The organism is Mangrovimonas sp. sgz306409 (assembly GCF_059735265.1).
This window is the reverse complement of sequence record NZ_JCAPEU010000001.1, coordinates 554458-567390: the sequence shown is the minus strand read 5'-3', so window position 1 is coordinate 567390 and position 12933 is coordinate 554458. Positions and strand designations below refer to the sequence as shown.

The 12933-nt window shown below is 36.8% G+C and carries 11 protein-coding genes and 1 tRNA gene; 4 read left to right on the top strand and 8 right to left on the bottom strand.

All coding sequences use genetic code 11. The annotated features are described in order from the left end of the window. Positions 1-411 (bottom strand): rRNA maturation RNase YbeY, encoded by a 411-nt coding sequence (ybeY, locus tag AC6I5C_RS02490; RefSeq protein ID WP_497903789.1) that lies wholly within the window; start codon positions 409-411, stop codon positions 1-3. Beyond that, positions 404-3775, bottom strand: coding sequence for a hypothetical protein (locus tag AC6I5C_RS02485; RefSeq protein WP_497903788.1), 3372 nt, complete (start codon positions 3773-3775; stop codon positions 404-406). Before AC6I5C_RS02485 ends, ybeY begins: the two co-directional genes overlap by 8 nt. 188 nt (positions 3776-3963) lie before the next feature. Here AC6I5C_RS02485 and gltX point away from each other — a divergent pair, with 188 nt between their 5' ends. Continuing rightward, a complete protein-coding gene (gene gltX / locus AC6I5C_RS02480) occupies positions 3964-5475 on the top strand; it encodes a glutamate--tRNA ligase (protein ID WP_497903787.1) in 1512 nt (503 codons plus the stop codon). Positions 5476-5534: 59 nt separating this feature from the next. On the opposite strand, the gene AC6I5C_RS02475 is transcribed toward gltX, so the two are convergent. After that, on the bottom strand, positions 5535-6221 hold the full coding sequence (locus tag AC6I5C_RS02475; protein ID WP_497903786.1) for a hypothetical protein: 687 nt from the start codon (positions 6219-6221) through the stop codon (positions 5535-5537). A 147-nt stretch (positions 6222-6368) separates the two neighbouring features. On the opposite strand from AC6I5C_RS02475, the gene AC6I5C_RS02470 reads away from it, so the two are divergent. Next, entirely contained in the window at positions 6369-7295 is a 927-nt protein-coding gene (locus AC6I5C_RS02470) for an SPFH domain-containing protein (RefSeq protein ID WP_053976542.1), read from the top strand. A gap of 51 nt (positions 7296-7346) precedes the next feature. Here the strand turns inward: AC6I5C_RS02470 and AC6I5C_RS02465 are convergent, their stop codons facing one another. The 4 genes from AC6I5C_RS02465 to AC6I5C_RS02450 all read right to left on the bottom strand — a co-directional run bounded on the left by AC6I5C_RS02465 (position 7347) and on the right by AC6I5C_RS02450 (position 11457). Next, positions 7347-7550: a hypothetical protein gene (locus AC6I5C_RS02465; RefSeq protein WP_497903785.1), complete on the bottom strand. Its 204-nt coding sequence runs from the start codon at positions 7548-7550 to the stop codon at positions 7347-7349. Positions 7551-7600: 50 nt separating this feature from the next. After that, positions 7601-8755 (bottom strand): GNAT family N-acetyltransferase, encoded by a 1155-nt coding sequence (locus AC6I5C_RS02460; protein ID WP_497903784.1) that lies wholly within the window; start codon positions 8753-8755, stop codon positions 7601-7603. Positions 8756-8817: 62 nt separating this feature from the next. Then, on the bottom strand, positions 8818-9300 hold the full coding sequence (locus tag AC6I5C_RS02455) for a DUF1761 domain-containing protein (RefSeq protein ID WP_053976545.1): 483 nt from the start codon (positions 9298-9300) through the stop codon (positions 8818-8820). A 147-nt stretch (positions 9301-9447) separates the two neighbouring features. Continuing rightward, positions 9448-11457 carry a glutamine--tRNA ligase/YqeY domain fusion protein gene (locus tag AC6I5C_RS02450; protein ID WP_497903783.1) on the bottom strand — a complete coding sequence of 670 codons (2010 nt, stop codon included), beginning with the start codon at positions 11455-11457 and terminating at the stop codon, positions 9448-9450. 225 nt (positions 11458-11682) lie between these two features. Between AC6I5C_RS02450 and folB the strand changes: the two genes are divergently transcribed. Next, positions 11683-12045, top strand: a complete 363-nt coding sequence (folB, locus tag AC6I5C_RS02445) for a dihydroneopterin aldolase (RefSeq protein WP_497903782.1) — start codon at positions 11683-11685, stop codon at positions 12043-12045. 51 nt (positions 12046-12096) lie between these two features. Further along, positions 12097-12167 (top strand) — tRNA-Cys (locus AC6I5C_RS02440). 47 nt (positions 12168-12214) lie between these two features. Here the strand turns inward: AC6I5C_RS02440 and AC6I5C_RS02435 are convergent. After that, positions 12215-12889, bottom strand: a complete 675-nt coding sequence (locus AC6I5C_RS02435) for a LysE family translocator (RefSeq protein ID WP_497903781.1) — start codon at positions 12887-12889, stop codon at positions 12215-12217. Positions 12890-12933: the final 44 nt, after the last annotated feature.

Below are 12933 nucleotides of genomic sequence, written 5' to 3'. Positions count from 1 at the left end.
TTATACAAACTTGGAAATATAGTAATTTTCCTTGCTCCTCATTTGCAAAGCGTCCTCATCTGTCTTATCTTTGTACCCACAATAATGTAGGATTCCGTGAATCATCACGCGCTTCAATTCTTCCTTGAATTCTACATTAAAATCCTTAGCATTATCCTCGACCCTTTCAATAGAGATATAAATATCTCCATGTAGTTCTTTTCCTACCGAGTAATCGAAGCTTATGATATCCGTCAAGGTGTCGTGATCTAAAAATTCCACATTGATTTTATGTAGATATTCATCATCACAAAAAATATAATTAAGCTCTCCTTCTTTGCAGCCTTCTTCGTTAATAGTCTCTGAAATCCATTTGGAATAATTGCCTTCATTGGAAAGCTCGAACTCCGTTTCGTAATTAAAACTAATCATCTGTTCTCTTGAAATACTCTTGTACTTTTACTTTATAAATTTGCTGCAAAGGTAAAGCTTGTCTGTTTAAAATTTCAGTAGTGTTAAAATATTCTCTGGCAGTTGGAATTTGGTCTGGAACAGTATTATCGTAATCCTTTAAATTAGTTTCGGATTGACGTTTATTATCCTCTCCCTGCATGAACGTAGCGTTCTCCATCTTCAATAATTGATGTTCCAATTCCATCATTTTTTGAAGCGTTTGATTGGTAAAACCTTTATTCAATAAATCCAATTCCACCTCTTCCATATCTTTCAACAACTTTTGCGCTTGCCCATTCAGTCCTTCCTTAGTCAACTTTTCTTCTAAAGCATTACGCAATTCCTGTTGTCTTTGATAGATTCCAAAAAGTTCACCATTCATTTCTTCATTGTTCTGATCGGATTCTCCTTCTTGTTCGCCCTCCTGCCCTTGCTGTGGCTCTTGTCCCTTTTGCTCGCCTTGTTGTTGACCATCCTTAGGTTTACCCTGTTGCTTATCCATTTGTTCCTGCATCTCTTTATTCAATTCCCCTTGACTTTTAATGATGTCCGGCAATTGCATTTCACTACCCTGCCCTTGTCCTGGAGAAGAATTCATTTGCGCTTCCATATTATCCAACACATCACTTAAAAAACTAGCTAACGTATTGGTGGCGGTTATGGTATATTGTTGGGCAGCGATACCCTGATATAATTGGTTCTCGGAAAGCTGTTCCAAAGATTTGTCAATGTTATAAAACACCTCTGTGATTTGACTATTTACCTGTTCAGACAACATAGGTTGTCTTAAGGACAATGAAAACAGGCTATCATCGATATGCTCAAAATGTTCCCTTAAACTGCTTTGCTTGCGCAAATATTTGCCATACTCATTATGGTTCACTTCAATGCTTTTGAATGTATTCAACAAAGCTTCCTGATCAAAAGAAAACACCACCAAGTTATCCAAAATCTGCCTTAACATTTCAGCATCCTCTGCCATTTGCTGACCACCTCCGCCCATCATGGCTTGGGACATTTCAGAACTCATTTGTTTCATCTTTTGCGCAGCCGACTTTTGCTTTTGCTTTGCATTTTGTTGACTTTGCTGTGCACCTTGTTGATCGTTTTTCTCTTCTTGTTGTTCCTGCTTTTCCAAATCCTCCGACGCCCCTTGTTGCTCTTCCTTGATTTCTTCCTCGGTCATATCATCCTTAGGTAAATCCATAGGTTCCTTCAAACCTTCATTTTCCTTTTCCAACTCATCCATTTCTTTTTGGAATTCCTCAAAAGCTTTATTCAATTCATCTTGTGCTTCCTTATTATTTTCTTCAGAATTTTTGTTGGATAAATCTTCTTGCTTTTCACTTAATTCCTCCAAATCATGTTGCAATTGTTCAGCTTTCTTGGCGACATAATAGCGTTTAGTAAGTTCCAATAACTGCTCTAAACTGCGTTGTTTGTTTTTATTTTGTTTAGCTAATTGTTCCAATTTATCGGTCAATTCTTCCTTTTGAATTTTCTCCTGAAGCTTTTCCAATTCTTCTAATAGTTTCTCGTCTTGCTTCAATTGTTGCTCTTGTTCTTCCAAACGTTCCTTTAAAGCTTCCTTGAATTCATCCTTTTCATTACTCTCCTTTTGAAATTCCTCTAGATTCTCCTGAAGCTTTTTATTGAAATTTTGCATCATTTCCTCCTGTGCCTTTTGACGTTTCAAGAATTGTTGCAACTTCTGTTTGTCGTTAAAATTAAGTTCCTCCTTTTCCTTTTGCGTTTTGGAAAACTCTTCAAGCTGTTGGTCCTGTTCTTTTAATTTATCGAAGGAATTATTTAAATCCTTAATCGTTTCGTTTTGTTCATTCAATTGTTTTGACTCTTCCTCTTCCGCCGTAAGCTTTCGATAGGAAAACACTTGACTCTTTACCTGCTTGTAATTATGCAAACGGTCATTATCGAACACCTGAAAAAACAATTCGTAAGCTTTTCCAGGTTCTACATTCAACTGGTTTGGAAAGGCGCTTACAAATTCGTCAAAATTCGAATTGTTTACTGGGATGGAAACAAATTCCTTTGCTGATTCATTCTCCACGGGATAATACACCAATTGCAATTTGCTCAGTCCATAATCGTCACTCACCTGTCCGTAGAAATACAAACTCTGTTGATCCAAGCTATCTTTTTGTGACTGCACACGGATTTCTGGATAATCATCCTTAATCACTTTCAAGGTAAAAGCCAAACTTTCATAATCCTTTAAAGCATGATTGCTTGTGCTGATTTGATAATCGCTATTATTAAAGAGCTGTTTACTAGCTTCAAAATTATTCTCGTCAAGTTTTTCAAAACGCAAAGTATCTTCAGCATACAAGGTCACTCCTTCAGTAGATCTGGTATTAACTTTCCAAGTCACTTTAGTGCCTTCAGGAACGGTAGCACTTCCGGTGCTTTTTAAAACCTCATTTCCCTTTTTGGTATGAGCCGGATAATCCAAAAGCATTTCAAAATTCACTAAAGCAGGAACCTTAGTCACTTCCAAAGTATAATCTCTTGAAACCACATCATTCGCCATCATCCTAAAATCTAAAGATTCCATGGGCTGCTCAAACACATATTCAAAATGTCCTGGCGAGGTTTGCTGTAAAAAATAAGTTTCGTTGTTAAATTCAATCTGGGCATTTTCCGGAATCACTTTTCCCGCCGTTGACACCTTCAGTACATAATTCTTGTTTTCAACAGCCGTTAAATTGTCATTCAACACAAAAAATTTAAACGGGGCTGGCGGTTCATAGGCAGTTTTGTAATTAACTACCCTCTCATAGCTGTCGCTAAACAGATTGAAATGTCCTGTGAGGAAGGATAAGCCAATTATGAGCAACGGAATGGCTGCGTATTTTAAATATTTGAAATTCTTTTTGAAGTTAATGGCCAATTTGAAAGGTACGGGTTGCAATTCAGCAGCCTTTTGTTCTATTCCAGCCAACAATAAATCAGATTCCCTTGTTTGTACACCAGAAGAGCGTTGCAACTGCAACACATTCAATAATTTATCACTTACTTCAGGAAAGTGTTTCCCAATGATTTCGGAAGCCTCTTCGTAATTGATCCCTTTTTGAAGTTTAAACAACTTAGCCAATGGCAACAAGATGAATTTTATAAATAGTCCAAATTCAACAGCTATAAATACCCAAAACAGAATAGTTCTTGCCGTAGGATTGAGCCACAACACATACTCGATAAATAATGTGAGTAAAAAATATAAAAGGCCAATGGCGAAAAAAAGAATGGCTCCTTTGAGCAATTCGTTGAAGTAATATCGCCTGATAAATTCCTCTAATTTAAGTTGTATGCTGTTAAAATGACTCACGTGGAATGGGATTGACTTACTAATCTACAATTTTATTTTTAGCTGTAATTAGACGAAAGTAATAACATTCTGTTAAACTCGATGATTTCAACTTAAAATCCGTTCTATCAAAATCACCACAAGTCTTTTCATCAAACTACTTTTATCTTACACGATATCAATCTATCTTTGCAACAAATTTACAAAACATGACCAAAGAAGTTCGCGTACGATTTGCCCCTAGCCCAACGGGGCCTTTACATATTGGAGGGGTTCGCACGGCCCTATTCAACTATTTATTTGCCAAAAAACACAATGGAACCTTTGTGTTGAGAATTGAGGACACCGATCAAAACCGTTATGTGGAAGGTGCCGAACAATACATTGTAGATGCCCTTAACTGGTGCAATATTCCATTTGATGAAGGTCCAGGTAAAAATGAAAAGTTTGGTCCTTATCGCCAAAGCGAACGCAAACATTTATACAAGGCTTACGCCGAAGAACTGATTGCCTCCGGGAATGCCTACTACGCATTTGATACGGCAGAATCTTTAGATTTCCACAGAAAAGACCACGAAGAAAAAGGAAAGACCTTTATTTACAATTGGCACAACCGTTTAAAATTAAGTAACTCACTTTCACTTTCAGAAGAAGAAGTACAAGCCAAATTGGACGCTGGTGAGCCTTATGTGATTCGTTTTAAATCGCCACAAGATGAAACTTTGCACCTTACGGATATTGTTCGTGGCAATATGACCATAGATACCAATATTTTAGATGATAAAATTTTGTTCAAAAGCGATGGGATGCCAACCTATCACTTGGCAAACATTGTGGATGATCATTTAATGGAAATCACACACGTGATCCGCGGTGAAGAATGGTTGCCTTCCCTAGCACTTCACGTGTTATTGTATAAAGCCTTTGGTTGGGACGCACCGGAATTTGCTCACTTGCCATTGATTTTAAAACCTACCGGAAAAGGGAAATTGAGCAAGCGCGATGGCGATAAATTAGGTTTCCCTGTATTTCCACTGCAATGGTTAGATCCAGCATCAAATGAAATCTCTAGAGGTTATAAAGAAGATGGTTACTTCCCAGAAGCCATGATCAACTTTTTGGCATTCTTGGGATGGAATCCAGGTACCGAACAAGAAATTTTCAGTCTTGAAGAATTGACCAATGCGTTCGATCTAACACGTGTAAATAAAGCGGGTGCCCGTTTTGATCCAGACAAAATTAAATGGTTCAACCACCATTACATGCAAGACCAACACAACGATGATTTGGCTGCAACGTTTAAAGAAAGTAGACCAGAATTGGCCAATATTGATGTCAACTATATTTCTTTGGTAATAGGTTTGATTAAAGAACGTGCCACATTCGTTGGTGACTTTTGGCAGTTAGGAAGCTATTTCTTTGTTGCACCAGAAAGTTATGACGAGAAAGCTTATAAAAAAGCCATTAAGGACGATACTAAAGCCTTAATGGAAGAATTATTAACACAGGTAAACAATGTAGAAGATTTTGCTGCAGAAACGCTTCAAAATACCATTAAAGGATGGATCACGTCCAAGGAAATAGGTTTTGGTAAAGTAATGATGCCATTGCGTATTGCCCTTGTTGGAGAATTACAAGGTCCTGATGTTTTTGAAATCATGTACCTGATTGGCAAAAACGAATCGGTTTCCAGAATTGAGAAATTGATAGCCACTTTATAAAAGTATATCTCATAAAAAAAGCGAGCTCTAGGGCTCGCTTTTTTATTTAAAATATATGTTTAGAACAAAATCATCGCTGTAAATACCAACATCGATTGATGTCCTTTAAATTTGGAAGGCCCTCCAAAAGTATCAATATCGTTTTTATTGTTCAGTTTGTTTAACATGTTGGTAAACCCATAAATGTATTGCCCACGCAATTTAAAACCAGGAAACCCTGCCGACAATCCCACAGCTCCATTCACATTGAATTTAGAAATGTCGGTGATATCCTGAGCTCTTAAATTTTGATAGCCCAATAACCTGTAGTTTTCTTGCGAGTCGTCCTTTAATTCCAGCTCACTGTTGTATTGAATCATAGGACCAAAATCTGCTGTGATATAATCCTCTACAATTTTCGCGTGGAACAAAAAGGACACTTGGGCCGTAAACATTTTATATTCTATTTCCTCCTCTTGGAACAACAAAAGTTCTGGACTTCCCATAACGTTCACATTGTTTTCAGATAAATGAATGTTATAACTAACCGTATACCATTTGTGCGGCAAATCAACTGTAGCGCTCAAACCTCCAATCCAACCTGTTGAGGAGCTTGTTTCAAAATTATCCGTAAGAATATCAAATTGGGTAATCCCTCCATGGATGCCTATCCCATTTTTAATTTTATAACGTTTGTGCTGTGCCAGAGAAGTTGTAACAAAACCAATACAAAAGACTACTAATAAGATAAAGTTGTTGTGCTTCATAATGTAATTATCAGGGTATCAACAATCCAACTCATTTTAATAAAAAATAGCACTTAGATTGCCGTAATTATTATCGAAATATAATTCTTACGGGCAAAATAAGCTTAATTTAGTAATCATTAAATAATTAACCTTAAAAAATTTATCATGGGACAATTTATCCTAGTTCCGATTCTCTTTTTTGGAGTCGTAATTTTAATCTCAGCTCTCTTTATCGTTAAACAACAAACCGCCGTAATCATTGAGCGTTTTGGTAAGTTTCAAAGCATCAGGCACTCTGGACTTCAGCTAAAAATTCCTTTGGTGGATAAGGTTGCAGGACGCTTAAGTTTAAAGATCCAACAATTGGATGTGATTGTGGAAACCAAAACTTTAGATGATGTATTTGTACGCTTAAAAGTGTCTGTTCAATACAAAGTTATTCGCGATAAAGTGTATGATGCCTTCTATAAATTGGATTATCCCCATGAGCAAATCACTTCTTACGTATTCGACGTGGTACGTGCCGAAGTTCCAAAAATGAAATTGGACGACGTCTTTGTAAAAAAGGATGATATTGCCCTTGCTGTAAAAGCTGAATTGAATGATGCCATGCTAGACTACGGTTTTGACATCATTAAAACCTTGGTAACCGATATTGATCCAGATGCCCAAGTAAAGGCCGCCATGAACCGTATTAATGCTGCTGAAAGAGAAAAAACAGCGGCGCAATATGAAGGGGATGCACAACGTATCTTAATCGTGGAAAAAGCTAAAGCCGAAGCCGAAAGCAAGCGTTTACAGGGACAAGGTATTGCCGACCAACGTCGTGAAATCGCACGTGGTTTGGAAGAATCTGTGGAAGTATTGAACCGAGTTGGTATCAATTCACAAGAAGCTTCTGCCTTGATTGTTGTTACCCAACACTACGATACCTTGCAATCTTTAGGTGAAGAAACCAATAGTAACTTGATTTTGTTACCTAACGTTCCACAAGCAGGAAGTAATATGCTAAATGAAATGGTTGCCAGCTTTACGGCCAGTAACCAAATTGGTGAAGCTATGAAAGAAGCCAAAAACAAAGGAAAACAATAAGAACTCCTTTAAAAGTAATTTAAAGCCCCATAACAAACGTTTGGGGCTTTTTTAATGGTCTTTCTTATATTTCTCCAAAAGCATCTCCAAACTAGCTAAATATTCCCTTAATTCGGTTTCATCTACCGTTGGGTGTTCCATGTTTGGAATGGTCATGGGATTTTCGTTTAAATAGTTATACACCTCAGGGTAATTGGTTTCAATCTCTCGGGTGATATCGGCAATTTTAGTCAGCAATTCATGTACATTCTTCATCTTTCCTATTTTTCCCTTAAGTTACGAAATTTAAGAGCTGAAGAAAAGATTTATTGTTGAAAGGGATGCCGTTCCTCCCACTCTGTTGAAGGATTCATCAACTTAAAAATCTGGTTCAGCAACCCATTCAAAAATCCATTGGTATGTTTCATATACATGCTCATAGGAATGGCTTTGGCTCCCACTGAACTTTTTATTTCCATGGCCGTACGGGCATATACAATACTTGAGAAGGAATGTTCAATACCAAATTTAGCCATGTCATACAACATATTTAAATACAGTTGATTTTCAAATTGATGTTCGCTATCGTATCCTAGAAAATAGGTTTCCAATATATCTTTATTCCGTATTAAAGTATAAAAACCAATAAGCTTGGTATTCTGAAAATAGCCCATCACTTTGAACTTTTCACCAAGCTGAAGTTTTAAATGATAAAGATGCCCTTCTGGTAAGATGAAAGTATTGATTTTAGCATTATCGCACACATTTTTATATAACTGATACAGCTCTTTGCAATGCCTTTCAATTTCTGCTAAAGTCAATTCTCTTCTAACAATTCCCTGTGATTTCTTTATAGCGGTTTTGTATCGTCGTCGATATTTTTTATTCAAACTACCCACATAATCTTCCATAGAATGCCAATTGGATTGGACGGACATGATCATATTGGGTTGGGCTGTTACTTTGTAGATGCTATGCTGCTCAAAGATTTCAGATTGGCTATGAATACCATCATCATCAAAATAATCCTTAAAAAGCAATAATCTAATCGTTTTGCCAGATTCCTTTTTGATGATTTTTTCTAAATAAGAAAGCGCCTTAAGAATAATTTCCACCCTATCCTTTCCAGGTATTTCTTGTTTAAAATACAAACCATGCTGTCCTGTGTGAATTAAATTACCCACCACCAACACATTTCCCTTCAATATTTTTGAAACAAAATTTTTAAAACGTTGTTCCAAACAATGGTCATCGGGGTTTCTGAAAATATCTTCCAAATACAATTGAACTCTCTGAAATATTCCAATTCCAACCAACATTTCATCTTCAAAAAAACCGATATAATACCAGGTAATATTGCTTGGTGAAGCTTTTTCCAATGCTTTTAGATACCCTTGTTGTAAAAAAATATCGTGACCCACCAATGGATCCCAACTTTTGGGCAATTCTGCTACCGAACTATAAATTTTAAAATCAATCAATGTTTAAAAAGAAAAAGACTGAACAATACTGTCAGTCTTTTGATTATATGATTTGTTACAAACTATTCCCAAGCACAAATAATACCTCCCATAATCATCATACAGACAATCCAAAAACCACTGTTTATAAAGATATATTTGGCGCTTTTTCTTTCAAATAAGGCATTGGTACCAATGATTGGTAAAGCCATAGTGACCCCAGTTATAAATCCATGAAGCACTCCATGTTTAAAGGTCCTAAAAGAAGTCCCATAGTCGTTCATAAAGGCTGCATAGGATGGCAAAGCACCGTCTACGTCACCTTCAATCAAGCTAAAAACCCCTGATTGATGAACAACCAAAGCACGTAAAGTAGCAGCAATAAAAAACGCAAATAACAAGGCGAGACCAAAAATCTTTGCCATGTTCGCGCCTTTCATTTTTTCTTCGGTCATTTCTGCCGCTTTCATCCAAGCAGTACCGAACACTTTAGGATTATACCAAATGGCACCAACAACCAAGGTTGAAGCCGCTGCGACAACGAGTGCCAGAATATTAAATTCCATAAATAATTTGTTTCAGTTAGTATGATAAATATAGTCAAATTGTAAATATTTAATATATCTTAAATCCCATAACTAATAATATATCAATAAAAAAGCATCAAAATTTAGAATTTGATGCTTTTTAAAATCTATTTATTTTATTTATAACTAAACCAAATTGGCTTCCATCACCAACAGTTCATTTTGATCTTCCTGAGCCTTGTTGATAAATGCTTCAATAGCGTCATTCTTCTCAAGACCTTCGTCCAATAACACGCCTAAAGTTAACATCGCCGCAATACGTGTTCCCACTTTTTTAGCTGCTGTTTCAAACAAAGGTTCCAGTTCTTCATAGCTAACTTCCTTAGCCAATTTTTGAATTTCAGCCTTGGTTTTCAATTGCTTCGCTTCTGGAAGATTGGTATATTTTTTTCCCAATTGCTTGATGACTTCAATAGCTGGACGCTTTGGCTGACTTTGCTGTGGCTGTTTAGCTTGCGCTTTTTGTTCTGGAGCGGGTTGCTGTTTTGCCCAAGTATCACGTAATCCTACAGTTTTATTGAATACTAAAGTATCTGTAGAAGTATCGTCATCCACATTGAAATATCCCAAACGTTGGAATTGAAAACGATCCCCTATCTGAGCCTCCTTCAAGCTTGGCTCCACATAGGCTTCAATGATACGTAAAGAGTCTGGATTTAAAAATTCCATGAAATCAACCTCCTGATCTCCATCTGGAGATTCGTTTTTAAACAAACGATCGTATTCACGTACTTCTACCTTGACAGCATGTTTTACAGATACCCAATGCAAGGTTCCCTTAACTTTTTTGGAAGTATCTTCCGAATAGGTACAATGTATTTCTATTATATTACCAGCAGCATCTTTTACAACGCTTTCTGCTTTCACTATATAGGCATTTTTCAAACGTACTTCCCCACCAAGCTTCAATCTGAAATATTTACTATTGGCTTCTTCCTTGAAGTCGTCACATTCTATATATAATTCTTTTGAAAACGGAACTTTTCTAAACCCTGCATTTGGATCTTCAGGATTGTTTTCAGCTTCCAACCATTCTTCCTTATCCTCTGGATAATTGTCAATGACCAATTTTACTGGATCTAAAACCGCCATGACACGAGGTGCCGTTTTGTTCAAATCTTCCCTTACGCAAAACTCCAACAACGACACATCAATTACGTTCTCACGCTTGGCAACACCAACTTTTTCAATAAACTGTCTGATGGCAGCAGGCGTATAACCGCGTCGTCTCAACCCAGAAATAGTTGGCATCCTTGGATCGTCCCAACCACTTACTACGCCATCTTCTACCAATTTAAGCAATTTACGCTTGCTCATTACCGTATAACTCAAGTTCAAACGGGCAAACTCACGCTGTTTTGGTAACATAGGAAGCACTTCTGGCTGATATTTGTGTACATTATGCTTGAACCAGTTGTAAAGCTCTCTATGAGGCTTAAATTCCAAAGAACATAAGGAGTGCGAAATCTGTTCCAAATAATCACTTTCACCATGTGTCCAGTCATACATTGGGTAGATACACCAAGCATCACCGGTTCTATGATGTGACTTTTTCAAAATACGATACATGATAGGATCCCGCATCAACATATTTGGATGCTCCATATCAATTTTGGCACGTAATACATGAGAACCTTCATCGAATTCACCATTCTTCATACGCTCAAACAAATCCAGGTTTTCTTCAACAGATCTGTTTCTATATGGACTATCGGTTCCAGGTTGTGTAGGCGTTCCTTTCTGTTCAGCCATAGCTTCGCTAGACTGTGAATCTACGTAAGCCTTTCCTTCTTTAATCAACGCTACTGCCCAGTCATACAACTGCTGGAAATAATCTGAAGAATACAATTCATTGGCCCATTGGTATCCCAACCAAGACACATCTTTTTTGATGGCGTCTACATATTCCTGTTCTTCCTTAACAGGGTTGGTATCGTCAAAACGAAGGTTTACAGGAGCATTGTACTTCTCCCCTAATCCAAAACTAATACCAATGGCTTTGGTATGCCCAATATGCAAATAGCCATTGGGTTCTGGAGGAAACCTAAAACGCAGTTTATCGGTAGATAAACCATTAGCCAAATCCTCTTCAATGATATGCTCAATAAAATTGAGTGGTCTTTTTTCTTCAGACATAAAGTATCGGAATTATTGCTCTAAATTTTTCTTTTAAATTTTTCCACAAAATTAGTCAAATTTAAAGAAACTATATCATTAATGAACAGTAATCTAAACACCCATAAACCGTAAGGTTTCCTATTTATTTTCAACCAACTAACAAATACCTAATTCCTAGAATTTACGCACTAATATTTTCAATTCATATTTACAAACCAGCCTTTTATCCCGTACCTTTGCAACATGGGAATCATAAAAGTTGAAAACATTAGGGTATTTGCCAACCATGGTTGCTTAAAGGAAGAAACCAAAATAGGCAGTGACTATCGTGTGGATTTAAAAATCAAGGCCAATTTACAGACTTCGGCACAGACTGATCATTTAGTAGATACTGTAGATTATGTGCTCTTGAACAAAATTGTTAGGGAAGAAATGTACAAGGCTTCACAACTGTTGGAAACCGTTGCCAAACGCATTGTGGTTAGGATACTTAACGAAAGCCCAATGGTTACAAAAGCTACGGTTTGGGTGAGTAAATTGAATCCTCCTATTGGTGGCGATGTTGAAATGGTCACGATAAAGATGACGGAAAAAAGAAAAAAATAGTTGTAAGTAGTGTAAAACGTATATTTTTTTTACATTTGCCGCACCAAGCAGGGCGTCTTGGCCGAGTGGCTAGGCAAAGGTCTGCAAAACCTTGTACAGCGGTTCGAATCCGCTAGACGCCTCAAAAAAGCCTTAAGAAAATGATTCTTAAGGCTTTTTTATTTTAGGTCTATTGATTGATCTGTTCCAATTTATCCTTTATCAATTCTTTTTCCTTTGGAAAGAAGCCCTGAAGCAACAATAAAATCCCGAATCCAAGAATTACCAAAGCCACAATTTTCTTTGTTTTGAAGATTAATCTGGGCGTTAATTTATTCCGAAGTGTTTTGGCAACCACAATTTTTATAAGGTCTACAATGAAATAAACCGCTAAAATGGTACCTAAAAACACATACAATGCTTCCCTACCCTCGGTGAGTGAATTACCGATGATAATAAACCCCAACCATCCCAACAAAACACCAATATTAATAAAGTTGAGCAAAAAGCCCTTTAAAAAGAGTTTTCCGTAGTTTTTTTGGATTTCAACGCGATGGTATTCCCTAACAATTTCCCTAAACGACTTGGAAGTTTTTATAAATGAAATAAAACCATACACCGCCAACAGCACCCCTCCAAAAATTAAAAAATTAGGATCGTCTTCCAATTTTTCAATCAAGTTACTGGTACTGAAAAAAGCAACAAGGATGAAGAGAATATCCGCAAAAATAACTCCCAAATCAAAGATAAGGGCACTCTTAAAACCTTTAGTGGCACTGGTTTCCAACAGCACAAAAAAAACAGGACCTATGGTAAAGGCTAAAATAATACCAAAAGGTACAGCTGCTAAAATAGCATCGAGCATAAAAGATGTTTGTTTTTACAAAGTTAGAAAAAGGAAAACATAAG